This window comes from Oceanobacter sp. ABM4_470 (assembly GCF_056158645.1).
On sequence record NZ_JBSWTR010000001.1, the window covers coordinates 1,985,865 to 2,010,862 of the forward strand.

Annotated in this window: 23 protein-coding genes; 9 read left to right on the forward strand and 14 right to left on the reverse strand. The window is 54.1% G+C overall.

Annotated elements, in window-relative coordinates:
• The first annotated feature begins 267 nt into the window (after positions 1–267).
• Positions 268–726, forward strand: a complete 459-nt coding sequence (locus ACXADJ_RS08615) for a c-type cytochrome (protein WP_475064817.1) — start codon at positions 268–270, stop codon at positions 724–726.
• Positions 727–792: 66 nt separating this feature from the next.
• On the opposite strand, the gene ACXADJ_RS08620 is transcribed toward ACXADJ_RS08615, so the two are convergent.
• The 7 genes from ACXADJ_RS08620 to pqqA all read right to left on the reverse strand — a co-directional run bounded on the left by ACXADJ_RS08620 (position 793) and on the right by pqqA (position 7,858).
• A complete protein-coding gene (locus tag ACXADJ_RS08620; protein ID WP_475064819.1) occupies positions 793–1,452 on the reverse strand; it encodes a cytochrome b/b6 domain-containing protein in 660 nt (219 codons plus the stop codon).
• A 236-nt stretch (positions 1,453–1,688) separates the two neighbouring features.
• Positions 1,689–3,785, reverse strand: coding sequence for a prolyl oligopeptidase family serine peptidase (locus tag ACXADJ_RS08625; protein WP_475064821.1), 2,097 nt, complete (start codon positions 3,783–3,785; stop codon positions 1,689–1,691).
• A gap of 378 nt (positions 3,786–4,163) precedes the next feature.
• Complete coding sequence (gene pqqE / locus ACXADJ_RS08630) at positions 4,164–5,429, reverse strand: pyrroloquinoline quinone biosynthesis protein PqqE (RefSeq protein WP_475064823.1); 1,266 nt, start codon at positions 5,427–5,429, stop codon at positions 4,164–4,166.
• Positions 5,401–5,682 (reverse strand): pyrroloquinoline quinone biosynthesis peptide chaperone PqqD, encoded by a 282-nt coding sequence (gene pqqD / locus ACXADJ_RS08635; RefSeq protein WP_051218924.1) that lies wholly within the window; start codon positions 5,680–5,682, stop codon positions 5,401–5,403. The genes pqqE and pqqD overlap by 29 nt, the downstream gene beginning before the upstream one ends.
• A gap of 51 nt (positions 5,683–5,733) precedes the next feature.
• Positions 5,734–6,507 carry a pyrroloquinoline-quinone synthase PqqC gene (gene pqqC, locus ACXADJ_RS08640; RefSeq protein ID WP_028292637.1) on the reverse strand — a complete coding sequence of 258 codons (774 nt, stop codon included), beginning with the start codon at positions 6,505–6,507 and terminating at the stop codon, positions 5,734–5,736.
• A 106-nt stretch (positions 6,508–6,613) separates the two neighbouring features.
• Positions 6,614–7,531, reverse strand: a complete 918-nt coding sequence (gene pqqB, locus ACXADJ_RS08645) for a pyrroloquinoline quinone biosynthesis protein PqqB (protein ID WP_475064826.1) — start codon at positions 7,529–7,531, stop codon at positions 6,614–6,616.
• Positions 7,532–7,786: 255 nt separating this feature from the next.
• Positions 7,787–7,858, reverse strand: a complete 72-nt coding sequence (gene pqqA, locus ACXADJ_RS08650) for a pyrroloquinoline quinone precursor peptide PqqA (RefSeq protein WP_084644881.1) — start codon at positions 7,856–7,858, stop codon at positions 7,787–7,789.
• Positions 7,859–8,381: 523 nt separating this feature from the next.
• Here pqqA and ACXADJ_RS08655 point away from each other — a divergent pair.
• Together ACXADJ_RS08655 and ACXADJ_RS08660 are read left to right on the forward strand one after the other, a co-directional pair.
• Positions 8,382–10,220, forward strand: a complete 1,839-nt coding sequence (locus ACXADJ_RS08655; protein ID WP_028292639.1) for a methanol/ethanol family PQQ-dependent dehydrogenase — start codon at positions 8,382–8,384, stop codon at positions 10,218–10,220.
• 198 nt (positions 10,221–10,418) lie between these two features.
• Complete coding sequence (locus tag ACXADJ_RS08660; RefSeq protein WP_475064828.1) at positions 10,419–11,222, forward strand: pentapeptide repeat-containing protein; 804 nt, start codon at positions 10,419–10,421, stop codon at positions 11,220–11,222.
• 13 nt (positions 11,223–11,235) lie between these two features.
• On the opposite strand, the gene ACXADJ_RS08665 is transcribed toward ACXADJ_RS08660, so the two are convergent.
• From ACXADJ_RS08665 to pedF, 4 genes are all read right to left on the reverse strand, one after another.
• Positions 11,236–11,883, reverse strand: a complete 648-nt coding sequence (locus ACXADJ_RS08665) for a response regulator (RefSeq protein ID WP_475064830.1) — start codon at positions 11,881–11,883, stop codon at positions 11,236–11,238.
• A 317-nt stretch (positions 11,884–12,200) separates the two neighbouring features.
• Positions 12,201–13,991: a PQQ-dependent methanol/ethanol family dehydrogenase gene (locus ACXADJ_RS08670; RefSeq protein WP_475064832.1), complete on the reverse strand. Its 1,791-nt coding sequence runs from the start codon at positions 13,989–13,991 to the stop codon at positions 12,201–12,203.
• Between the two features lie 512 nt (positions 13,992–14,503).
• Positions 14,504–15,481 carry a substrate-binding periplasmic protein gene (locus tag ACXADJ_RS08675; RefSeq protein WP_475064833.1) on the reverse strand — a complete coding sequence of 326 codons (978 nt, stop codon included), beginning with the start codon at positions 15,479–15,481 and terminating at the stop codon, positions 14,504–14,506.
• A gap of 129 nt (positions 15,482–15,610) precedes the next feature.
• Entirely contained in the window at positions 15,611–16,039 is a 429-nt protein-coding gene (gene pedF / locus ACXADJ_RS08680) for a cytochrome c-550 PedF (protein ID WP_475064835.1), read from the reverse strand.
• 445 nt (positions 16,040–16,484) lie between these two features.
• Here pedF and ACXADJ_RS08685 point away from each other — a divergent pair, with 445 nt between their 5' ends.
• The 4 genes from ACXADJ_RS08685 (at position 16,485) to ACXADJ_RS08700 (ending at position 20,559) form a co-directional block, all read left to right on the forward strand.
• Positions 16,485–17,735: an ABC transporter substrate-binding protein gene (locus tag ACXADJ_RS08685; RefSeq protein ID WP_475064837.1), complete on the forward strand. Its 1,251-nt coding sequence runs from the start codon at positions 16,485–16,487 to the stop codon at positions 17,733–17,735.
• 19 nt (positions 17,736–17,754) lie between these two features.
• Positions 17,755–18,804, forward strand: a complete 1,050-nt coding sequence (locus tag ACXADJ_RS08690; RefSeq protein ID WP_475064838.1) for a YVTN family beta-propeller repeat protein — start codon at positions 17,755–17,757, stop codon at positions 18,802–18,804.
• Between the two features lie 196 nt (positions 18,805–19,000).
• A complete protein-coding gene (locus tag ACXADJ_RS08695) occupies positions 19,001–19,747 on the forward strand; it encodes an ABC transporter ATP-binding protein (protein WP_475064840.1) in 747 nt (248 codons plus the stop codon).
• Positions 19,744–20,559, forward strand: coding sequence for an ABC transporter permease (locus tag ACXADJ_RS08700; protein WP_028292646.1), 816 nt, complete (start codon positions 19,744–19,746; stop codon positions 20,557–20,559). Before ACXADJ_RS08695 ends, ACXADJ_RS08700 begins: the two co-directional genes overlap by 4 nt.
• 121 nt (positions 20,560–20,680) lie before the next feature.
• On the opposite strand, the gene ACXADJ_RS08705 is transcribed toward ACXADJ_RS08700, so the two are convergent.
• Complete coding sequence (locus ACXADJ_RS08705) at positions 20,681–21,994, reverse strand: mechanosensitive ion channel family protein (protein WP_475064843.1); 1,314 nt, start codon at positions 21,992–21,994, stop codon at positions 20,681–20,683.
• 163 nt (positions 21,995–22,157) lie between these two features.
• Here ACXADJ_RS08705 and ACXADJ_RS08710 point away from each other — a divergent pair, with 163 nt between their 5' ends.
• Positions 22,158–22,673, forward strand: coding sequence for an RNA methyltransferase (locus ACXADJ_RS08710; protein ID WP_475064845.1), 516 nt, complete (start codon positions 22,158–22,160; stop codon positions 22,671–22,673).
• Between the two features lie 47 nt (positions 22,674–22,720).
• Here the strand turns inward: ACXADJ_RS08710 and ACXADJ_RS08715 are convergent, their stop codons facing one another.
• A complete protein-coding gene (locus ACXADJ_RS08715) occupies positions 22,721–23,368 on the reverse strand; it encodes a nucleoside/nucleotide kinase family protein (protein ID WP_475064849.1) in 648 nt (215 codons plus the stop codon).
• A gap of 539 nt (positions 23,369–23,907) precedes the next feature.
• Between ACXADJ_RS08715 and ACXADJ_RS08720 the strand changes: the two genes are divergently transcribed.
• Positions 23,908–24,363, forward strand: coding sequence for a hypothetical protein (locus ACXADJ_RS08720; protein ID WP_475064851.1), 456 nt, complete (start codon positions 23,908–23,910; stop codon positions 24,361–24,363).
• Positions 24,364–24,427: 64 nt separating this feature from the next.
• Here the strand turns inward: ACXADJ_RS08720 and ACXADJ_RS08725 are convergent, their stop codons facing one another.
• Entirely contained in the window at positions 24,428–24,985 is a 558-nt protein-coding gene (locus ACXADJ_RS08725; RefSeq protein WP_475064855.1) for a hypothetical protein, read from the reverse strand.
• Positions 24,986–24,998 lie beyond the last annotated feature (13 nt).

Sequence of the window (24,998 nt, forward strand, 5' to 3'; positions counted from 1 at the left end):
ATGAACTCCTTATGGCGCAATTTCCTTATTGGCCGGGCAAAGTTACATCACCATGCAGTTATCAGCAATAAAACCCATAAGAAAATGGGAATCAATTTTATTTAAGTAGTGAATCGCCCCAAAAAATGTCTGTTAATCGATACTCCGGATCACACTTCCCTTTGCAGTAAATCACTGTTATTGGTGGTCTATAAATTAGCTCGCTCCGGATGAGATGTGCGAGCAACAACCGTGACCGACCAACTTGATGAATTGAAAGGGAATCCCATGAACTTGAACCTGAAAACCGTAGCGGCTGCTTCCGCACTGACGTTGGCGACCATCGCCCCGGCACAGGCCTTCGACGATGCTGACGACGCCATTGAATTTCGCCAGTCCGTGTTTCATCTGGTCGCCGCACATACCGGCGCTCTGGGCGACATGATCAAAGGCAAAACGGACTATGATGCGGGCGAAGCCAGCTACCGTGCCGAAAGCATGGCTGCGCTGGCAAAAATGGGGCTGGAAGGCTTTGAATACCCAGGCTCTGACAAAGGCGAGACCAAAGCCAAGCCTGCGGTGTGGTCTGATATGGATGGCTTCAAAGCCAAAATGGCCAAGTTTGAAAGCGATACCGCGGCACTGGCGTCTGCCGCTCAGTCAGGCGATCAGGGTGCCGTTAAGGCCGCTTTCGTAACCGCCGCGAAAAACTGCAAAGCCTGCCACAGCGACTACAAGAACCGCTAACTGGTAGTCAGGCGCATAAACGAAAAACGGGAGCCAATGGCTCCCGTTTTGGTTTTATAGCAGCACTCAAAAGCCGCTGTTCATCCCGACAATCCAGTACCAGAAGCCCGCCCAGATCACCAGAAAAATGCCCCAGGCAATCAAGCCGTTTTTAAGCACCGGTGCCGCAACAGTGCCTTCGGCGATATCTTTACGCTTTCCGCTGACCATGGCTTCTGGCAGTCGCTCGCCTTTAATGCGGTAGATAATCACTGCCAGAATGTGGATTGCCGCCAAGGCGATGATGCCGTTGAACACCAGATGATGCAGCTGCGAAAACAGGGTTGCTGTTTCGTCCGATACGTATTGCACCAGCGGACCTTCGGTGAAGATTTCATCGGTGGTCATCAAGCCACTGATCCACTGCAAACCAATCACTGCCAGCAAGGCTAGCACCATCAGCGCACCCGCTGGGTTATGGGTGGTATGGGGCTGTGACGGTTTGCCCGACAGCACGGTACGGAAATAGTCGATAACGGCTCCCGGGCCTTTGACAAAGCTGCAAAAGCGCGCGTTTTCAGAGCCAATAAAACCCCAGATAATGCGCGTTACCCAAAGCGCCGCCAGACAGGCTGCGGCACTCATGTGCCATTCCATTTCCGCATTTTCAGCGGTCCACCAAAGTCCCACCAGCAACGCCAATTGCAGCCAGTGGTAACCTCGAACAAATCCGTCCCAGACTTTCATGATCTCTCCTCTCGCCTTCCTTTGTGGAGGCCCTGTCTATTCAAACGTATCACGGTAATTATGTGTTGTTGTGGTGCGCACAGAATCGCCAACCAGACGTTCGCCGACGCTTATTACTGAAAAATCCTGACACACAAAAAGCTAAGACGCTGCGCTCAGTGTCAGGTTCCAAAGCGCGAAGTGCTAGGTGGTAAAGAGTGCCAAAGCAGCGTCATATCCAGATCTGCGTAGGAATCTTACAATACGCTGGTTTGGTAAAACGCGAGTTCTTTTATCAGTACGTCGATGCGGTGTTCTGCCTTTCTGAAACCGTGCCCTTCCCCTTCAAACAACACGTATTCGGAGCGAATACCCCGCTGTTGCAAGGCGTCGTATATCGCTCGGGTTTGCTGCGGCGGAACCACCTTATCATTGGCGCCTTGAAAGAAAATGACCGGCAACTGGAAAGTATACAGGTTATGAATGGCGGAGCGGTCCAGATACCGCTGACGGTCTAGCTCAGCGTCGCCGATCAGCCAGTTGAGGTATTGGGATTCAAACTTGTGGGTGAATTGGTCCAGCAACAACAGATCGCTGATGCCATAGTGGCTGGCGCCACCGGCAATGCCGTGAGCTTGAGCATCCGGATGCGACAGCACCTGTAACACGGTATAGCCTCCAGCGCTGCCACCCCGAACAAACAACTGACCAGCTTTTGCCAACCCTTGCTGAATGACGTAATCGCAAGCAACAAAGACATCCTCCACGTCGCTAATGCCCCAGCTGCCTTGCAGAGCGTTACGGTATGCCTTGCCCAGATTGCTACTGCCGCGATAGTTCAACACCAACACATGGTACCCCTGCTCGCACCAGAACTGCCGCTGGGCATCAAAACTGCTGTCGGCAAAAGCCGTCGGCCCACCGTGCAACTGGACGATCAGCCCGTTGATCGAATGGTCACTGCATTCTGAGTCAGACTGGGACTTGGCTTTATAAAGCCAGGCCTGCAAATGCTGAATTTGGTTTGCTCCACCAGCATGAGAACACTGCGCCTCTGATGCAGACGTACCACACGGGATTTGAAGAGATTCAGGAGCAGCAATGTGCTCGTCAGCGTCGGACTTTGGCCAGGGAGCAATGGTGCTGCAAACCGTAACCATTGGGTCTTTGTCCGGCATCCCAGAGCCCGAAGTAGACTCCACAGTAGCGCCCGCCGTTTCAGCGTCACTCAGCGACCAGCTGACGATTGCCGCGCTGCGGTCCTGACATTCCTGAATGGCGTAACCCATTTGGGTATCGTGATTAAACGCGATGCCATGTAATCGCGCTGCTGGCTGAGGCAGCGGCAAACGGGCAACACCTGACTGACCGCCAACAAACAATTCAGACTGACCGCTTGCAGGATTCAACCCGGTTGCTAACCAGCCATTTGCATCCAGGCTAGCCCAATGTCGGCCCCCCAGTTGCCACGGCGCCGCTGCAAACTCGCTGGTAGATGGATACAACGCCACCAGCTCGTTTGCGGACTCTTCAACCGATAAGGGCGCCGGAGAGGAAGTCCTGTATAGATAACGGTATAAATTCCAGTAGCCGGAATGGTCCGACACAAACAGCAGATTGCCACTGACATCAAATCCCGGCTGAACACAGGAGATGGCTTGCTCATCCGCATTAAACTGCCAGATTACATCTGCCCCACCCTGTGCGTTAACTTGCGCAAGAGACACCGTGGTCGACAGCCACGGCTGATGTGGATGGTTCCAGCTGACCCAGCTCAGTTGCTGCTGATGATTGATTAGCGGACCGGCAACCGGACCAGCATAGAAGTCAGCGCCTTCTGCAAGCACCGATCGCTGAGCATCACCACCGGGCTTTATGGCAATAGCAACCATCCGATTCACAGGCTCCCGAACACTCGACGGATTGCTGGCTAACGCCTGCGCGGTATGGTCTTCTTCCACCGCCAGCAGCCGCTGATTAACGGGGTCGAAGGTCAAGTCGGCATAGCGATAATCGGTGCGTTGCCAGACCTGTTCGGGCTTGGCACTGGCGTCATCCAAAGCCAGCCAATAAATGCCCTGATCGGCCTCGTTAACGTAGGCCAGACCGTTTTCCCATAAACACCAGCTACCACCACCGTATTCGTGAACACGGCTGCGGGCGCTGATATCGGCAAGGGGGTAATGGAAGCCGTCGATGTCTTTCACCGACGCCAGGCACAGTCGATTTTTCGCCACCGCCGGGTCGAACTCCAGCCAGCCAATCCATTGGCCGGCGGTACGCAGTTCTGCCCATTGCTTGCCTTGCTGAACCGCACGCTCAGCACATTCGGCGATTTGGCGAATATCGGTCATGGTCTGTCTTCCGTTTCTGTTGAACTGTTAACTTATAACTTATCAGCTCTTAGGGACCCTCTGAATAACTCTGCACAGCTCTCGGCTCTGGCTTCCTGCTTCGCCCTACCTCCTGCATCCATGCAGTCGTGCGCGTGCCCTGCAGGTTGTCATTGGCTCTCTACAACCTCGCGGCGAATGCAGCGAAATGGCTAGACCTTCCGCGCAGGTTCGCCAACACCGTTCTGGCGGGCTGCAGGCCGCGCCCTACGGGGATAGCAGGGCATTGCTGACTCTGTGTCGCTGATTTTTGACTTGACCCGTCAGGCCTGCAAATCAGCTACGTGATTCAGCGTCGCCCTGTCATCCAGAGCGGGCACCGAGTTATTCAGAGGGTCCTTAGCCACGGAAAATCAGGTTTTGTTCAACCAGTTCAATGGCCTGTTGTTGGTTGTGGGTGTTGCGCGCCAGCTTTGGTGAATGCCCGGTGGCACCGGCGGCAATGGCTTCGGCTTCTTCACGGGCAGTGGTAATTTTGCCGTGATGTTCCGATTTGCTGCATACAGGGTCCGCGGCGGCGGCATCGCCCGTCAGCTTAAAGGCCTGACAACGGCAGCCACCGAAGTCTTTCTCTTTTTCATCGCAGGAGCGACACGGCTCTTTCATCCACTCGTAACCACGGAAATGGTTAAAGCCGGTGGAGCGATACCAGATATCCTCCAACGACTCACCGCGCACATTGGGGAAGTCGATCGGCAGTTCGCGGGCGCTGTGGCAAGGCAACGCGGTGCCATCCGGGGCAATGGTCAGGAAGATGTTGCCCCAGCCATTCATGCAGGCTTTTGGGCGCTCTTCGTAGTAGTCCGGCGTGACGAAAATCAGCTTGGGCGGCTTGCTGGCTTTTTTACCAGCGGACTGGCCAGACTCAGCACCATTGGCAGCCGACTCATGCTCGGTTTCCAAACGGGCGCGATACTCGTTGGTAATGCGTTCGGCTTTTTCCAACTGAGCCTTGGTTGGCAACAGATGTTCACGGTTGATAAACGCCCAGCCGTAATACTGTGCAATGGCCAGTTCGACAAAGTCCGCTTGCAACTCGATTGAGAGCTCGATGATTTTGTCGATCTCTTCGATGTTGTCGCGATGAATCACGAAGTTAAGCACCATGGGATAACCCTGGGCTTTGACTTCTTTCGCCATGGCAATCTTTTGCTGGAACGCTTTCTGGCTGCCCGCCAACTGGTTGTTCAGCTCTTCCGAGCTGGCCTGAAAGCTGACCTGAATATGATCCAGTCCGGCTTCCTTGAAATCGGCGACACGACGGTCGTCCATGCCAAGACCCGAGGTAATCAGGTTGGTGTAGTAACCCATCGCCCGGGCTTCACGAATCAGGGTTGTCAGGTCGCGGCGCACCAGTGGCTCACCACCGGAAAAGCCCAGCTGGGTAGCGCCCATTTTGCGACCTTGTCTGAATACCTCGATCCATTCTTCAGTCGTCAGTTCGCGGCCGCTGCCCTTCAGGTCCAGCGGGTTGGAACAGTAGGTACACTGCAACGGGCACTTGTAGGTTAACTCCGCCAACAGCCAGAACGGACGCCCGGCGTTGTGCGGATTTTGCGGGTTCAGCATCGGCGAATCAGCTGAATTCGATCCAGTCGTGCTCATGGGCCACTCCGATAAATTCAATAATATCGGCGCTCAGATCACCGGCTTCCGGAAATTTGCTTTCCAGAACAGCAATGATGTCGGCGACGGTGCGCTGGCCGTCGACTTGCGCCATGATTTCACCGGCACTGCCGTTCAGTTGCACCATGCCTTCCGGGTACAACAGCACCCAGGATTCCTGGCTGTCTTCCCACTGCATGCGATAAATGCTGTTGAGGGTTGGAATCTGGCTGGTTTGAATGGCGTTGCTCATTGGTTTCTTTTCCATCGTGCGTTTGGGTGAAATCTGCCTGATCAGTACCGCTTAGCGGTACTGGCCCTTGTGATACTGCACCGGGTTGCCCATGCCGTCGGCATCGACGTTGTGGTACGGCTTGCGATCCAGACAGTATGCCATGGTCATGGCGTCCAGCATGGTCCAAAGAATGTCGAGCTTGAACTGCAGGATATCCAGTGCACGTTCCTGATCGGCACGGGTCTGGAAATGATCCAGCGTGACCCGCAGGCCGTGCTGAACATCACGACGGGCTTCGCTCAGGCGACCACGGAAATATTGCAGCCCTTTGGCATCAATCCATGGGTAGTTTTCTGGCCAGCTGTCCAGCCGCGACTGATGAATCTCGGGGGCGAACATTTCGGTCAGTGAGGAGCAAGCCGCTTCCTGCCAGTTGGCACGGCGGGCAAAGTTCACGTAGGCATCCACGGCAAAGCGAACACCCGGTAACACCAGATCCTGCGACAACATGGTATCTCGGTCGATGCCAACGGCTTCGCCGAGCATCAACCAGGCTTCAATACCACCCTGGGCACCGTCGTAGCCATCGTGGTCCAGAATGCGCTGCACCCACTGGCGACGCTCGTCACGGTCGCGACAGTTGGCCATGATATTGGCGTCTTTAACCGGAATCATCACCTGATAGTAAAAGCGGTTTGCCACCCAGCCACGAATCTGGTCGGGCGTGCACTCACCCTTGTGCATGGCCTGATGCAGCGGGTGATGAATGTGGTACATGGCGCCCTTGGCGCGCAGGCGTTGTTCAAATTCTTCGCGGGACCACGGCGTGTTGTCAGTGCTCATGAAGTTGTCTCCATGTTAAAACGTAAAAGCGGGTTGGGTATAAGAACGTCCAGGCCTTGAGCGGCGCGGTTTGACTCCACACCCAGATAACAAAGACTCCGGAACATCAAACTTCGATTTCCATCCCGTCGAAAGAAATCTCTACGCCCTGGCTCTCAACGATAGAACGTTCTTCAGATTCCTCGTTCAGAATCGGGTTGGTGTTGTTGATGTGAATCAGCACCTTGCGCTTGTCGGGATATTGCGCCAACACCTCCAGCATGCCGCCTTCGCCAGACTGCGCCAGATGACCCATTTTCTGACCCGTGGAGGTACCCACACCCTGGAAAATCATTTCGTCATCGCGCCAGAGGGTGCCGTCGACCAGCAGTACGTCGGCTTTTTCCATCCACGGAATCAGGTGCGGTTCAATTTTGCCGAGACCCGGCGCGTAGAACACAGAACCACCGGTTTTGGTGTCTTGCAGGAACACGCCAATGTTATCGCCCGGCACCGGGTTGTCGCGGCGTGGTGAATACGGTGGTGCGTTGCTGTCGAGCGGCATCGCGTGCACACGCAGGTTTTCAATACCCGGCACGGTAAAGCCGGTTTCGGTATCCAGCGACAGTTCCTTGCGTTGCAGACCGCCATTCCATTTTTTCAGCATGGTAAACAACGGGTAGCCGGTGCTGAGGTCTTCAAACACCGGATCGGTGCAATAAACATCCAACGGCAGGCCTTCACGCAGCATCAACAAGCCTGTGGTGTGGTCGATCTGGGCGTCCATCACCACCACGGCCTCAATGCCGGTATCGCGCAGTTTGCGGGCCGGTTGCAGGGGCTCGAACGAAGCCAGTTGGTTACGAATATCCGGCGAGGCGTTAAACAACAGCCAGTGCTCGCCATCGGTAGACACACAAATAGAGGACTGGGTGCGGGCCTGCGCTTTCACGGTGCCATCGCGGAACCCTTTGCAGTTGTTGCAGTTGCAATTCCACTGAGGAAAACCGCCACCAGCGGCGGAACCGAGAACGTGAATTTTCATGATGTGTCCTGTACGACGAGTTTGTTGTAATTATTATGTCTGATACGCGTTAGATAAGTTGTGAAACAGTGAATCCAATATGACGATTACGACTGCTCAGCTCACTGTTTGGTTATTCCACGGGCTATCCAACGATCAATCGATACAAAAATGCCCGGAATAGAAACTACCCCGGGCATCTTTTGCCCTGCAACCAAGGCTCAGGGCATGCGTACGGTTAACGATCGGGCACTTCCACAGAAGCGCCCAATGCCATCAACGGTGGCTGAAGTACATGGTTACTTCAAAACCGATACGCAGGTCTTTGTAGGCTGGCTTAGTCCACATAGTTGTTTCCTCTATTTGTTATTAAGCCGGGTTTATCCCGACCCTTGAACACCTTTCCAGAGGCGGCTGGCGCGTGCCATTGGCCCTTGGATCTATGGAGAGGCATCAGTGGTAGTAGACCAGGATGCTGGGCATCCACTGCTGGACCGTCTCTGATACCTGTGACATCACCAGCCTGCACGGGTTCAACACAAGCTCACCGCGAGTTCGCCGTGTTGAACCTTTACTGATGATGGTGACAGTGTGTGACAGCCGCCTCTCCAAAAAAACTCTACTTTAGCTGACTGAGTGTAGGCCCTAAGTACTGGTTTTTCTGTCCCGTTTTTCGGATTTCAGTGTTGTAGGGGATATCCCCTGGGAAAAAGTCCCGATGGTCAGGTGTTTTTCCTCGAATACGTGGGGAAAGGCTCTGTAGTCAGGTTAATCCTCGCTGTTGATTAATGTAGTGGCACGGCAACTGCCCAGCGCAGGGGGGCTCCGAGACTCCAGAGACCCCACACACAATAACAACAGGAAATTTAATATGACTCGTTCACTGCTTGCTGCTGCCATCTTGTCAGTAGGTCTTGCCGCCACCGGTCCGGCGTCCGCCGCCAGTAAAGTGACCTGGGATGACATCGCCAACGATGCTGCAACCACTGAAGACGTTCTGGCTTACGGCATTGGCCCCAAAGCCCAGCGTTACAGTCCGATGACCGACATCAACAAGGACAACGTCCACAAGTTGGTGCCAGCCTGGTCGTTCTCGTTTGGTGATGAAAAACAGCGTGGCCAGGAAAGCCAGGCCATCGTTCACGAAGGCACCATCTACGTGACCGGTTCCTACTCGCGCGTGTTCGCCATCGATGCCAAGACCGGCAAACGCAAGTGGAGCTACACCGCTCGTCTGCCAGAAGGCATTCGCCCTTGCTGTGACGTAGTGAACCGTGGTGCAGCCATCTACGGCGACAAAATTTACTTCGGTACTCTTGATGCCAAAATAGTTGCCCTGTACAAGGACACCGGCAAGGTCGCCTGGAAGAAAAAATTCGGCGACTACAAGGAAGGCTACACCATGACCGGTGCACCGACCGTGGTGAAGGACAAGAAGTCTGGCAAAGTGATGCTGATTCACGGTTCTTCCGGTGACGAATTTGGCGTGGTCGGCAAGCTGTTTGCTCGCGATCCGGACAGCGGTGAAGAAATCTGGATGCGCCCGTTTGTTGAAGGCCATTACGGTCGTCTGAACGGCAAGAAGAGCACCCCGACCGGTGATGTGAAAGCCCCAAGCTGGCCAGACGATCCAAACTCACCAACCGGTAAGGTCGAAGCCTGGAGCCACGGCGGTGGTGCCCCATGGCAGAGCGCCAGCTACGATGCCGAAACCAACACCATCATTGTTGGTGCGGGTAACCCTGCCCCATGGAACGGCTGGGCCCGTACCTCGGAAGGCGGCGATCCGGCCGACTACGATTCCCTTTACACTTCAGGCCAGGTGGGCGTTGATCCAACCACCGGTGAAGTGAAGTGGTTCTACCAGCACACGCCAAACGATGCCTGGGATTTCTCCGGCAACAACGAACTGGTGCTGTTTGAATACAAGGAAAAAGGCAAAACCATCAAGGCCACTGGCCACGCCGACCGTAACGGTTTCTTCTACGTGGTAAACCGCGAAAACGGCGACTTTATCCGCGGCTTCCCGTTCGTCGACAACATCACCTGGGCCAAGGGCATTGATCCGAAAACCGGCCGTCCGATCGAAGTAGAAGGCCAGCGTCCACCGAAGCCAAAAGCCGGTGAAGACCACGGCGAAAAAGTGGAAGTATCGCCACCCTTCCTGGGCGGCAAAAACTGGAACCCAATGGCGTACAGCCAGGACACCGGCCTATTCTATATCCCGGGTAACCACTGGAAAGAAGACTACTGGACCGAGAAAAACGTTTCGTACAACAAAGGCGCGGCCTACCTGGGCATGGGTTTCCGCATCAAGAAAATGTACGACGACCACGTAGGCATTCTGCGCGCTATGGACCCGAAAACCGGCAAAGTAGCCTGGGAACACAAAGAACCGCTGCCATTGTGGGCTGGCGTTCTGGCCACCAAGGGCGGCGTGATTTTCACTGGTACCGGTGACGGCTACCTGAAAGCCTTTGACGACAAAACCGGTAAGGAGCTTTGGAAGTTCCAGACAGGCTCCGGCATCATCGCCCCACCAATTACCTGGGAAATGGACGGTGAGCAATACATTGGTGTGACCTCGGGTTACGGCGGCGCGGTGCCTCTTTGGGGTGGCGACATGGCCGATTTGACCAAGCCGGTACCACAGGGCGGTTCGTTCTGGGTGTTCAAACTGCCTAGCTGGGACAAGGTTGCCAGCAAGTAATCCTGGGGACCCTCTGAATAACTCTGCACAGCTCTGCGCGGGCACTGAGTTCTTCTGAGAGGCCCTCCCCCACCGTGGTCAGAACTGCACGCTCACCACGGTGGTGGTTTCCTAGCTACCACTAAGTAGCCAGACCCAATAACTCTGCAATAACCACATCCAGCAAGCACACCAATAACAACAAACAGGTGATTTCCCATGGCTATTCTGCGCCCTCTGACGCTATCTTCTCTTGCCTCATGTTTTCTCAATTCTTGCTCTTCCAAGCTTGGCTGTGGGCACGTCGCTCACATTGTCAGCAACACACGAACAACGCTGGCAACTGCCGTTCCGGCCCTGGCGCTGGTACTCGTCTCTTCACTGATACTACCACTGCAAGCCCAAGCTGATACGGAGAGGGAGAGGGATACGGATTACATTGACGAAGACGTGCCAGTCATCAATGGCTGCGTACTACAGCCAGCATCAGACTGTGCAGGAGCAGACCTTTCCGGTCAGGATTTGTCGAACATGGATCTGGAAGGCATCAACCTGTCGGGTGCCAACCTGGATCGAGCGGTGCTGAACCACACCCGCCTGAAAGACGCCAACCTGGAAAAAGCCAGCCTGCAACACGCCGAAATGCTGCGTGCAGACTTACGCTATGCCAACCTGCGCATGGCCAACTTCAGCCACGCCAACATGACGGCCATCGACGCCTACATGGCATTCTCGCAAGTTGCCCGTTACGACAACGCCGACCTGACCGCGGCCAACTTTGATTTTGCCCGCGTCAGCAAGGCCAGCTTCCGCCATGCCAACCTGCAAGCCGCCAGCTTTGAAATGAGCTGGGCCGTTAAAACCGATATGCGCGACGCCAATCTGACCGGCGCCAATTTGCAGGAAGCCAAGCTGTCATCCAGTAACTTTGGTAACGCCGACATGACCGCTACCCGTAAGCACTTTGCCAACTTTCTGGATATCAACATGAAGGACTGCACCGGTTGCCCGGTGGATTGGTAAGGGCTGGAGAACGCTAAACCACCGCATGCTTGCCCACTTCAATCACGCCCATCTCAATGGCCTTGTGCACCAGTTCAGCATCGGAGCGCAGGGCCAACTTGCTTTTAATTGCCGTGGCGTAGTTGGCGACGGTCTTTTTGCTCAGATGCAATCGCAGCGCGACTTCATCCGCCGATTGGCCGCTGGCCAACTGGGTGAACACCTCAAACTCGCGGGCGGTCAGCTCATCGGCCTGACTGTCGGGCCGATTCGGGCGTCCAAACGCCAGCTGCATGGAAAGGTCGTGTTCAACAAACAAACGACCCGCCAGCACCGCCTTGACGGCTTCTATCAACACCGCTGGCGCACTGCGCTTACACACATAGCCACTGGCACCCAGCTCCATCGCCTGACGCACCACGCCGTTTTCTTCGTACATGGAAAAAAACAGCACTTTGGTAGACGGCCGCCGCTGTAGCAAACGGCGGGCGGTTTCCAGTCCGGATATTCCCGGCATCCGGGTATCCACAATCACCAGGTCGAACATCTGTTCGGCAGCCAGCTGAATGGCTTGCTCGCCTTCGCAGGCCTCGGTAATGAGCGCGTCCTTGAGGACTTCCTGAAGCAGAGTAACGCAGCCCTGCCGCACGATCGCATGGTCGTCCACCACCAGAATGTTCATATCCGTCCCCTTCCTGACTGTCAGCGGATTTATCAGCGTTCAGATTACCCGCTGGCAAAGCCAGCAAGAATGCGTCAGAGGCGTCGGTTATCGGTAAATTGGGCGCTGGTCACAGGTGCTGGGAAGATTTCCCGTCCAATCAAGGAAGATACCCAAATCAGATAGCCAAGCGGGACTGGCCAAACAAAGCAAAAGAGTGAAAGAGCGAAAGAGAAAGGAAAAGAATGAAAAAGAACGAGAAATAAGAACCAAAGAAAAGGCCGCGGCGGTTTCCCGCAGCGGCCCTGGTCTTTCTAGCAGTCTGTCAGAAGCTGGTCTTAGCGAGCAGCAACTTCGTGACGCTTAGGCAGTTTGAAGGTCCACACGGAGCCACCCTGGTTCAGGTTTTTCACGCGCTTGGCCACTTCACCACCCCACAGAGGCACTGCCCCACCCCAACCGGATACAACAGCAACGTACTGTTCACCGTCCTGTTCCCAGGTAATTGGAGTACCAACGATGCCGGAACCGGTGTTGAACTTGTACAGCATCTCGCCAGTCTTGTCGTCGAACGCCATCAGGTAGCCTTCCGGGTTACCGGTGAATACCAGACCGCCAGCAGTGGTCATCACACCACCCCACAGTGGGGCGTTGTTTTCATGACGCCATACTTCTTTGCCGGTTTTTGGATCGATAGCACGCAGAACACCGATGTATTCGTCGTGGATTGGCTTGATGGTGAAGCCAGCACCCAGGTAAGCCGCGCCTTTCTTATAAGCTGTTGGCTCATTCCAGATGTCCATTTCCCACTCGTTGGAAGGAACGTAGAACAGACCGGTGTCTTTGCTGTAGGCCATAGGCATCCAGTTCTTACCCCCCAGGAAGGAAGGTGCCGCCAGAACGGTTTTACCTTTCTTGCCATCGGTAGAGGCAGATGGGTCACCTGGACGACCGTCTTCGGCCAGAATTGGACGACCTTTCTTGTCCAGACCTTTGGCCCAGGTGATCTTGTCTACGAATGGGAAGCCACGGATGTAGTCACCGTTTTCACGGTTCAGGACGTAGAAGAAGCCGTTACGGTCAGCAGTAGCTGCTGCCTTGACGGTTTTACCCTTCTCTTTGTAGTCGAAGGAAACCAGCTCATTCACACCATCGTAGTCCCAGCCATCGTGTGGCGTGGTCTGGAAGTGCCACTTGATCGCACCAGTATCCGGGTCAATCGCAACACGGGAGGAAGAGTACAGGTTGTCGCCAGGACGCAGGTGAGAGTTCCAAGGCGCCGGGTTACCCGTACCGAAGAACAGCAGATCTACGTCAGGATCGTAGGTACCGCCAAGCCAGGTAGCCGCACCACCGGACTTCCACAGGTCACCAGGCCAGGTTTTGCCTGCCTTGCCGCCGGTGATGCCGGATTCGGTTTTCTTACCGTCTTTCCAAACGTAACCCATGTGACCTTCAACGGTCGGACGGGTCCAGGCCAGCTTACCGGTTTCTGCGTCGTAAGCTTCTACCTTGCCAACGATACCAAATTCACCACCGGAAACGCCGGTGATTACCTTGCCTTTTACAACGATTGGCGCAGCGGAGATGGAGTAGCCGGCTTTGTAGTCAGCAACTTTTTTCTTCCAAACGGTTTTACCAGTGTCTTTGTGAAGAGCCACCAGCTTTGCGTCCAGCGTACCGAAGATCACCAGGTCGCCAAACAGCGCCACACCACGGTTGATCACGTCACAGCATGGCATGATGTTTTCTGGCAGACGAGCATCGTACTGCCACAGTTCTTCACCGGTTTTCACGTCGATGGCGAAGACACGGGAGTAGGATGCAGTAACATACATAACGCCGTCTTTAACGACAGGCTGGGATTCCTGACCACGCTGTTTTTCACCACCAAAGGAGAAACCCCATACCGGGCTCAGGTCCTGAATTGTGTCTGCGTTCAACTTGGTCATTGGGCTATAACGCTGACCACGCAAACCCATACCATAGGAAACCACGTCGTCCACGGTCGCCTGGTCATTGATAATGTCTTTGTCGGTAACACCAGCCTGGGCAGGACCTGCAAGAGACACGGCAGCGAACAGTGTGGACAGTGCCAGTCCCTTCAAGCCGATAGAAGTTGTCTTCATTATTTTCTCCTTGGGAGGATTTTCTTATTAGTTCAGGAGCTTCTGTGCCCGCCCTTCCGGGTCGGCAGCCACAGGTGCATCTTTTCTCAGATACCTGATCATTGTTGGTTTTGTGGTCTGCGCATCCAATCCGACCTGCGGGTTGATTTCCCAGTACCTTGGTAGCAGTCCCCTACCCCACAGATGAGGAGGTTAGTATTAGGAATGCGCCGATTGGCGATTCTTTGTCTCATTCCCCAACCACTCCCAGTCCACTCTCAGCGCAGCTGAAAACCCAGCAAACCAACTATTTCCAAACCACTTCAAAACCAGTAAGGGCCGGATTCCATGTGCAGCGGAGCAAGTTAAAAGAGTGTCTATAGATAGATTAGACGCGCGTGACCTGGAGGGCTGAGGGGCAACGAAAAAACGATGAGAAATAGCGATATTGGGTAGGACTGACAGGCGTTACAGCAACGACTGTCAGTCAAGGGGTCGGGGGGCGGTGGCGGGCACAATTCACGACGCAGGCGCTACTGCGATTCCATCACCCGGTAAAAATCGGTTTTCAAGAATTCAAAATGATAGCGTTCGGCAATGCGTGCCATCTCGCCACTGGTCACCAACCGGGTAATCACGTCTTCCAGCGCATAGGCCAGACCACGGTGATCGTCCTTGACGGCCATACCCACTTCCCAGAACCGCTTGGTCAAATTGGGCATGGGGATGTCAGCCAGCACAAAGCGCTCACGACCGACCTTTTCGTTAAGGGCTTGCATGCCCCACTCCAGCTGCGACTTCATGCCCATCACTGCACCTACCTCACCAGCCCCCATGCCGTTCAAGGCATCCACCGTAGTGGTGTAATGAACCACGTTTTTGCGCAGCATGCCGCGGAACGCACCTACCAGGTAAAAGTCGGGCAAGGTATCGATTTCGACACCGACTTTTTCGTAGTTGAAGTAAGCCAGATTCTGAATGTCTTCGACCTTATCCGTGTCGATCAACAACTCCCACCGCTCACGCTGGTAGGGCGCGAAAAAGTGCACCAGGTCGTTAATCACCAAACCATCAGGGTCGACCTTGAAGGCAAACTCACGGTCGTAAGGTACCCGCAGCATCACGTCGGCCACTTCCCGCCGCAGCATGGCCTCGTCTTCGATGCGCGCCAGGTAATGGCCCTTCCAGACATGGTTACGCAGATCGTCGTCGAGATTCTCGTCCGGGATCATCCAGTGCAGGTGTAACTTCACCCCTAATCCACTGGCCAGCTCCCGCGCAATATCAACATCAAAGCCTTTGGCCTCATCGCCATCAAGCCAGGAATACGGCGGAAAATCCCGATAGACAGCAACACTGATTTCGCCGTTGTCCTGAATATCTTCCAACGACAGCGCCTGCGCTGGCAGCTGAACTCCCAACAACAGCAGCACAATCAGTAATGGGTTTATCAATGCTTTCAAAGAACGATAAAAACGGCCTGGCCATGTCCGACAAAACATAAAAGTCATAGTGAACTCCTTCCCCAGTGGCAGCACCAGTTTAGACGATGCCCCAAACGCGAAAACCCGAACTCGCCGCATAAGGGGACGAATTCGGGTGCACAGTCAGCGTCAAACGCTGTTACCGGCGAGTGAATATCACTCTTCGACGTACTTGGTTACCAGCCAGGCGCGGATAGCCCAGAGGGATTCCTGACTCAGGAAGTCAGCCATTTTCGGCATGTAAGGCACGCCGTTACGGACAGCACCGTTTACTACGCGGTATGCAAACCATTCATCACCGTCCAGGCCAGGCTCCAGGTAGCGCAGGTCAGGGGCGATACCACCAGAGATGGCGTCCAGACCGTGGCAGCGAGCACAGTTTTGCGCGTAAGCAGATTCACCGATCTTGATCGCGTCTTCGTTACCAACGTATGGGTTTTCTTCCAGCCACTCTTCACCCAGCGGCTCCAGAGCGGATACGTCAACAGATTGAGGAGTAACATCGCCATGCGCCCAAACAGCGCCAGAAATCGCCATCAGACCAGCAAGCATCAAGCCTTGGATCACAGAACCGATTGTTTTCATTATTGAGCACCTATCGTTTTGTTATTGTCATGGCTGCATTCTAGGTATGAGATAAAACAGGCCACAGAACACTTTGGTAGCCGAAGTTCTGTACCTTGGTAGTAGGTTTTGTGTCTCGTTGTGAGTGCGTTTTGTGACTAATACCACTAACAATTTGAGCCTAGTCCAAACAAAGAAAGATTGACGTTTACTGGCGGGAAGGGGGTGTGGCCAAGCCGATTCATGGGGCCTCGGTTAAGACTGTGCAGCAGCAAACAACGCAGCTCCATAGTACGACAGGCCTAAACATCGTCGACTTAAAGCCTATATCTGGGCCTGCTGTGGTTTCGTAATCTGTCGTCAGGGTCGAAGTTGGCGAGCGATGGCCTACATTTACAAAAGCTTAGGGGCCCTTGGCTTTTGGAAGGTCTACGCCAACGGCAATAACAATTACTCAGGACTCGCTATGATACTCAGCACTCTGCAAGCACCCGTTGAACGCTTGCGCATCGCCCGCTCGGGCTGGCGTCGTCTGCTAGGTACCGCTGGCATCGCCTGTTGCCTGCTACCGTCGCTGTTCTCCGTGGCCAGCTCCGCAGCCCAGACGCAAGACAATGGCAAACAAGCCATCGTTATTGGCTATCTGGAACTGCAACAAGAACAGCCTCCGCTGTTGTCCAATGTACTGCCACCACCGGAAGACAACGGTCTGCAAGGCGCTCGTTTGGGCATGGCTGACAACAACGCCGGGGGCAAATTTCTGGGCCTGGATTATCAGTTAAAAGAAGCCAGAAGCTATGAACTTCCCGACCTGCAAGCAGCACTGACGCAATGGCAGGCCGACGGCGTTCAATCGGTACTGGTAAACGCCCCCGCAGCCACCCTGCAAGCACTCTCCAGCCAGGCACCGGGCATCCTGTTCTTCAACGTTGGCAGTAACAGCGACCAGCTACGCACCGAAAGCTGTTTGACCAACGTGCTGCACACCCTGCCCAGCCGCGCCATGCTTACCGATGCACTGGCCCAATGGCTGATTAAAAAACGCCTGAAAAAATGGTTGCTGATCAGCGGCAGTCGCGAGGGCGACCAACGTTATGCCGATGCAGTGCGTCGCAGTGCCAAACGCTTTGGAGCCAAACTGGTGGCGGAAAAAGAATGGACCTTCAACAGCGACCTGCGTCGCAGCGCCCAAACCGAAGTGCCTCTGTTCACCCAAACCAGGGAATACGATGCCGTTGTGGTTGCCGATGAGCCTGGCGACTTTGGCGAGTTCATTCTCTACAACACCTGGTACCCACGCCCGGTGGTGGGTACTCAAGGGCTTACCCCAACCGGCTGGCACCGGGTGATTGAACAATGGGGAGCGGCGCAACTGCAAAGCCGTTTTGACCGCCAGGCCGACCGCTGGATGACCGACAAGGACTATGCCGCCTGGGCCGCCATACGTTCAATTGGCGAATCGGTATCCCACAACATCGACTATCAGGCGGCAGCACTAAAAAGCCACTTACTCGGTCCCAAATTCGAGCTGGCTGGCTTCAAGGGCCGCAAGCTGACCTACCGCAACTGGAATGGTCAATTGCGCCAGCCCATTGCCCTGATTCATCCACGGGCACTGGTGTCGCAGTCGCCGCAGGAGGGCTATCTGCACCCGACCACAGAACTCGATACATTGGGCTTTGACCAACGCGAAAGCCAATGCAATCTGTCCCAATAACAACAACGAGATAATGATCATGAAACTTTCTTCAAAGCGCTTCGTGGCCCCCAAATACCTTGGTCAAAAAGCCCTGCGAACCACCCGTCGCCTGTTGCTGCCTGCGCTTCTGCCCATCCTGCTACCCGCAGCCCTTACAGGTGCCAGCCAGTCAGCTATGGCGGCCTCGTTGGCGTATGTATCCAACGAAAAAGACGACACTCTGTCGATCATTGATCTCGACAGCCTCGAAGTGGTGAACACCATCGAGGTTGGCCAGCGGCCACGTGGTATTACCTTCAACGAGGACTACACCAAGCTGTACATTTGCGCCAGCGACGACGACACCGTACAGGTTATGGACGTTGCTTCGGGCCAGATCATCGCCAACCTGCCCTCCGGCGAAGACCCGGAGCAGTTCGCCCTGCACCCGGATGGCCACCGCCTGTACATTTCCAATGAGGACAGCTCTCTGGTAACCGTGGTTGATCCCCAGAAAAGCATCGTGACTGCCCAGATTGATGTGGGTGTGGAACCGGAAGGCATGGGCGTCAGCCCGGACGGCAAGATTGTGGTGAATACCTCTGAAACCACCAGCATGCTGCACTGGATTAACACCGAGACCAACGAACTGTTCCACAACACCAAGGTTGATCAGCGCCCCCGTCATGTAGAATTCAGCAAGGACGGCAAACAACTCTGGGCCAGCGCTGAAATTGGCGGTACCGTCTCGGTTATTGATGTCGACAGCAAAGAAGAGCTGCACAAGCTGCGGTTCGAGATTCGTGGTGTGCACCGTGACAAGGTACAACCCGTCGGCGTCAAGCTATCCTCTGACGGCCGTTATGCGTTTGTTGCCCTTGGCCCAGCCAACCACGTTGCCGTGGTCGACGCCAAAACCTACGAAGTGCTCGACTACCTGTTGGTGGGCCGCCGTGTGTGGCACATGGCCTTTTCACCGGATGAAAAATACCTGCTGACCACCAACGGCATCAGTGGTGATGTTTCCGTGGTGGATGTCGACAAACTGAAAGTGATCAAATCCATCAAGGTGGGTCGCTACCCATGGGGCCTGGCCATCAAGCCATAATGTTTGCTTCTGCCCCGGGCACTTCAGAACACTGGCAGGCTGGGCCACGCCCAGCGTGTTTTTGTCCATCGTGTATCGGTCCGGGCGCAGGTTTGGCTCGTCCTGAAGGCAAATGATGTTGAATCGTTCCATAACGCGATTCGACGCTCATTCGCAAAACGACGATGCATTCATTCCAGATTCAACAGGAACCCCTATGTCGCTGGTTGAAGTTGACCAACTCAGTCATTTTTACCCCGGCAAGCAGGCGTTGGATAACGTCAGCTTCCGCATTGAGCAGGGCCAATTCCACGCCCTGCTTGGCCCTAACGGGGCCGGTAAAACCACCCTGTTCTCGCTCATTAGCCGCCTGTTCAAGGTGCAACAGGGCGACATTCGGGTGAACGGTCACAGTTTAAAAAACGCACCGTCAGCCCTGCTGGCCGAGATCGGTATGGTGTTCCAGCAAAGCACGCTGGACATGGACCTGTCGGTCGAGCAAAACCTCGACTATCACGGTTGCCTACATGGCATGAGCGGCAAGCTCCGCAAGCAACGCATTGAAGAAGAGCTGCGTCGCGTCGACATGCTCGACGCCCGCAAACAAAAAGTCCGCGCCTTGAACGGCGGCCACCGCCGGCGGGTAGAAATTGCCCGGGCACTGGTACACCAGCCCAGCCTGTTACTGCTGGACGAAGCCACCGTTGGCCTTGACCCGCAAACCCGCGCGGGCTTGAACCAGCACGTGCGCAGCTTGTGTGAAGAACAAGGCGTCACCGTGTTGTGGTCCACACACCTGATTGAAGAAATTCACCCTCAAGACCCGGTTACCCTGATGCATCAGGGCTGCGTCCAGGCCAACGCCATCGCCGAACAGGTGTGCCAACAAGCAGGCACCGACACACTGGTCGACGCGTTTGCCTTACTGACCGCCAGCAAATCTGGCCAGGGAGTCAAACCATGACGCCAGCCAACTACCTGATTGCCTTCAACGGCGTTCTGAAACGGGAAGCCTTGCGGTTTGTGCACCAGCGCACACGTTTCTTCAGCTCCATGGTTCGCCCATTGCTGTGGCTGGTCGTCTTCGCTGCCGGTTTTCGGGCAGCGCTGGGCATATCCATCATTGAGCCCTACGACACCTACATTACCTACGAGGTGTACATTGCGCCGGGCCTGATCTCGATGATTTTGCTGTTCAACGCCATGCAAAGCTCGCTGTCGATGGTTTACGACCGCGAAATGGGCAGCATGCGCATCCTGTTGATGAGCCCACTGCCACGCTGGTATCTGCTGCTGAGCAAACTGGCTGCCAGCACCATTGTGGCGATTCCGCAGGTGTACGCCTTTCTGGCGATTGCCTGGTGGTTCGACGTGCAGCCGCCATGGGTCGGTTTTCTGTGGGCGCTGCCAGCGGTCATTCTGACGGGCGTTATGCTGGGCGCTATTGGCCTATTTATTTCCAGCTTTATTCGCCAGCTTGAGAACTTCGCAGGGGTAATGAACTTCGTGATTTTCCCGATGTTCTTTATGTCATCGGCGCTGTATCCGCTGTGGAAAATGCAGGAGTCCAGCGAATGGCTGTACTGGCTGTGCTCGGTTAACCCGTTCACCTTTGGCGTCGAGCTGATTCGCTTTGCTCTTTACGGCAAACTGAACGGCGAAGCACTGGCGGTGGTGAGTGGCTGCCTGGTGCTATTCACGACACTGGCGGTGCTGGTGTTCAACCCGGAACGTGGTGCTATTGGCAAAGCACCGGGTGGCAAGGGCAAGCCGTAGCGCCTCTAATCCCAAGCTGCTCCCGACCCAAACTGCTTCACACCAAACAGAAAAGCCGCTGAAACACGCTTGTTAAGCACGTTTCAGCGGCTTCTTGTTTTTCTAACGCTGTCGTCAGGCGTTACAGCTTGTTCTGCGACTCGTTCAGAATCCGCACTTCCCGTTGCGGGAACGGAATCTCGAAGCCGTTATCGCGCATGGCTTCATAAATCATAAGCAGTAAATCACCGCCCACCCGGTTACGGCCGTCGTCGATGCCGTCCATCCAGAATTCCACAAACATATTGACGCCGGAGTCGCCAAAACTGTCGATCTCGCAATCCGGGCGCTCTTCAATGGGGATTTCATCCCCGCTGATCACCTGTTCATGGGAGGCCACGGTTTCCTTGATGATTTCCACCAGCTGGCGAATGTCCGAGCCATAGGCCACAGAAAAATCGACCCGGTAACGCTGCTTCTTGTTCTTGTGAGTCCAGTTGGTGAAGGTACCCGACACAAACTTCTCGTTCGGCACCATGATGATCTTGCCGTCAAAGGTTTCCAGTGCAGTGGAACGCAGCGTCAGCTCCAGCACATAGCCCTGGCGACCGTCTTCCAGCTCAATGAAATCCCCCACCGACACCGAACGGTCGAGCAGGATGATGATGCCAGAGATAAAGTTGGAAGCGATGGCTTGCAAGCCAAAACCCAGCCCCACACCAACCGCACCACCAAACACCGCCAGTGCCGTCAGGTTAATCCCCATCACCTGCAACAGCAGGATACCGATAAGGGTAAAAATACCGACTTCAAATAGCTTGGCAGCCAGCTCACGGGTACGAAAATCCAGTTTTTCCTGGCGGCGGATCATCTCCTGACCCGTGCTGTTGGACACCCGCCCCAACCAGAACAGCATGGAACCAAACAGCGCCACGCGGGCGATGCCATAGGCCGAAACTTCCAGATTCCCGACAGTCACCTTCATCGATTCCAGAACTGCCACAATCGGTGCCAGCAGATCGACCTGGTGCAAAAAGAGTAAAGGCATACCGATCCAGCGGAACACAAACGCAATAAAGTCGTTGCGCACGTGATCACGAATCAGCGAGTGAACCATCAGCAACAGCGCTACGACCAAGGCGATGTGCACCAGCCAGGACTCGCCCAGCAAATGGCCGCTGCCTTCCACTGCAAAGTTCAACGCAGTGATACTGAGCAAAGGGAACATCAAATTGCCAAAATGACCACCCACTTTCTGAACCGGCGTAGCCGTTGGGTCGCCCTTGCTATCGGCCAGCAGCGGAAACACCTTTCGAATACGGTTGGCAACCGTGTAGGCCAATCCGTATATGACTAAAACCAGCAACAGCTGCGTGTAAGTTTCCGGCTGCATTAACAGCTCTGAAAATTGTTCTAGGGTATCGGTCAGTTTTTGCTGGTAAAGCCGGGTATCCAAAAGGGATGCTCCTGAATCAACAAAGAGAAGTATTTGCACCAGTATATGGTGATGGGTTGGATTTTGCGCTGCTTCTTTGGATCGTTAATCGGCGGGTGAGTTGCTGCGAAATACGAATAAAATCCTCTATAATCGCGCTTTTAAACTACCCCGGTATGCTGTTTTGAGTTCTGCTGTTATTGCCCTGAGCAACCCCAAAGACCCGACCAACTTTGGCTCTATTCTGCGGGCAGCCAATTGCTTTGGCGCAGAACAGGTGTACTACACCGGAACCCGCATCGAGTTTGCCAACCGATTTCACACCGCGACCAACAATGTGCGGGAAAAAATCCCTCACCAACCGGTCGACTCACTACTGCAACTGGTGTCTGCCGATAAAACCATGGTAGCCGTTGAACTTGTTGAAGGTGCCGTCCCACTGCCAGTGTTCGAACACCCGGCAGATGCAATCTATGTGTTCGGTCCGGAAGATGGCTCGCTGGATCAGACTGTGGTCGACGCCTGCGACGCCGTAGTGTACGTACCGACCGAGGGCTGCTTAAACCTGGCTGCCACCGTGAACATTCTGCTGTACGACCGTTGTGCCAAGCAGGCTCTGCCTGTTGATCATGACGAACGAATCAAAAACAGCCGCGACAACAACAACCGTTTGAAAGTCAAAAGCCAGGATCAGAGCTAAAAACTCCGGTTTTGAATTGGGATTAACTCGCCACTTCTCATCGGTTATCACCAGTCGATAAGACGAACCCCATCAAAATCTGAATGCTCGTGTATGTAACGGGCGTTCAAACCGTCATTGGCATCAACCCGATGCTGCGCTTGCTCCAAACTCAACCCCAAAGTCTGATGGCGCTCCAACACCCGCTGATTACTGACTTCCAACGGCGTATTAACAAACCAGCATTCGTCGAATAACTCACCTTTCAGCCGCTGCCACGGTGAATCGTTCAATAGCAGATAATTACCTTCCACCAGCACAAGTTTATGGGCCGCGGCCAGCCTGTACTGCCCTTGCTGTGGATCACCCACCGCGTGGTCAAACCCCGGAAACAGCGCTTGTTCAGCGTGCTTGGCCTCCAGCAAATCGGCAACGCATTGCTCGGCATCGAATGTAAACGGTGCACCACGACGCAGATGCGCTGTGGCAGGGTCTGGCAAGGCATCCAGCGCTTTGCGGGACAAGTGATAGCCGTCCATTGGTAACACCAGCAACTCACCATCGTCACCTCTGGATGCAAGCAACGCATCGAACGCCTGTTTTATATTTTCAGCCAGCGTCGACTTGCCACTGCCGGGCGCACCGGCAAGGCCGATCCAATAGCGTTGGCCCGAGTCCCAAATACGCAACAATTCCCGGGCAAGTGTTTGAACCATGCTCTGCTCATTTGTCACTGATATCCTCCCTGGGACTTTATTTATGAATTATATAGTTAGCGAACCATAACCATTTATCAGGTTCTATCCGTCTCAATGAACATAATTCGCACAACAGTTACCGTAAATATGTGTAATGAAATCCGCTTTGGTAAGACAAAAATTGATCAAAATCGGCCATTAAGCTCCAATCTTGCTTACATAGTTTGTGCCATTCAGCACTATTGAAAACAGAGTATTCACAGCAAAGGGATAATAACCTATGCTTCATCGGGTAATCTCACGGTCCTAAGATGGGAAGTTGCCGAAAGTTCCAGGTAGCGTACTCGCGTAGCTTGTCGTTTCCAGTCGTCTTTCAGACCAAAGCCATTGTGCAACTGAACGATAGAGCTTCGGCAGCCAGGAACCGTCTGAATGGCTCCGCACTGCGCGAATATTTCAGTACAACCATAAGCATTCCACGCGTAATGTTGTAAAAATTTTTAGCAACAACATTATTCATGGACGACAAAAGCAACCCGTAAAACCAACAAAGAGGCATGCACAACGTGTCATTGATTGATACCAATATCGATGCATTAATCGAAGCTGAGAAAGCCAAGCTGGAACAGCTGATGCAAGCCAGGGATGAGCAAAAAAAGAAGCAGGAAAATCTGAAAAAGCTGAATGAGGAATATTTCAGCAACCTGCGTAAATACGGTATATCCGAATACGAATACTTTAACTCCAAAGCCGATTCCATCGAGCAATGGATTACTTCTGAGCCAGAAAGCAACCTGTATGCCGCACTGCAAAAGCACTTTGCCAAACAAGCAGCCAAGCAGGAACAGCAGCCAGAAAAAGTATCTACCCTTCCAAAACCAAAGCTGAAAGCAGGTAGCTACCGCAATCCGGCCACCAACGAAGTGATTGAAAAGATCAAGCGCAGCCCTAAAAAGCTGGAGCAATGGGTTGAAGAATACGGCTTCCCAACCGTACGCACCTGGAAGATTTGATTTAAAATCTTTCTTATTAACGGGCCGGGATATAAACATATATCACTGGCCCGTTAATCTATTTTTATCCCATAAACTCTTCCAGACGTACTTCCTCGATCATTAGCATCTGAATATCTTGCTGCGCTAATTTGCCTTTCAGGCCGACCACCATGGGTTTTAATTGTTCGTGGTTAGACACCAGCTGCCAGATCTCTTCTACCAATTGCTGCGCTGTTCCAGAGCTTGAGTGACGAATAACGCCACTGTCTGCCACCATTGCCAATATTTGACCTACAACCTCCCTGGCAGGGCCAGATTTGACCACCAGCTCATCGTGCACATGCTGGAGGCAGCGCTGCAACTCATATAGCGCACCCGCTGCCGCTTCCTGTTGAGCTTTACGCAGCGAACCCCGGAAGTCTGCCGCACGCTCAGGGCTTATAATGCGGCTTTTCAAACCAGCCAGCTCAGCAACCTTCACATGGCGGTTTTGCTGCAACAACTGTTCAGCCTGATCAGTCCAATCCATAACCGATTGCAAAAATGCCGGGCTTTTTGACTGCTGCAATTTAACCAGGGAAGGAAAAGCCAACAACACGTCGGCTACTTGTTTTTCAAACATCACAGGAGAGCGCATCATGATGTAACCTCCC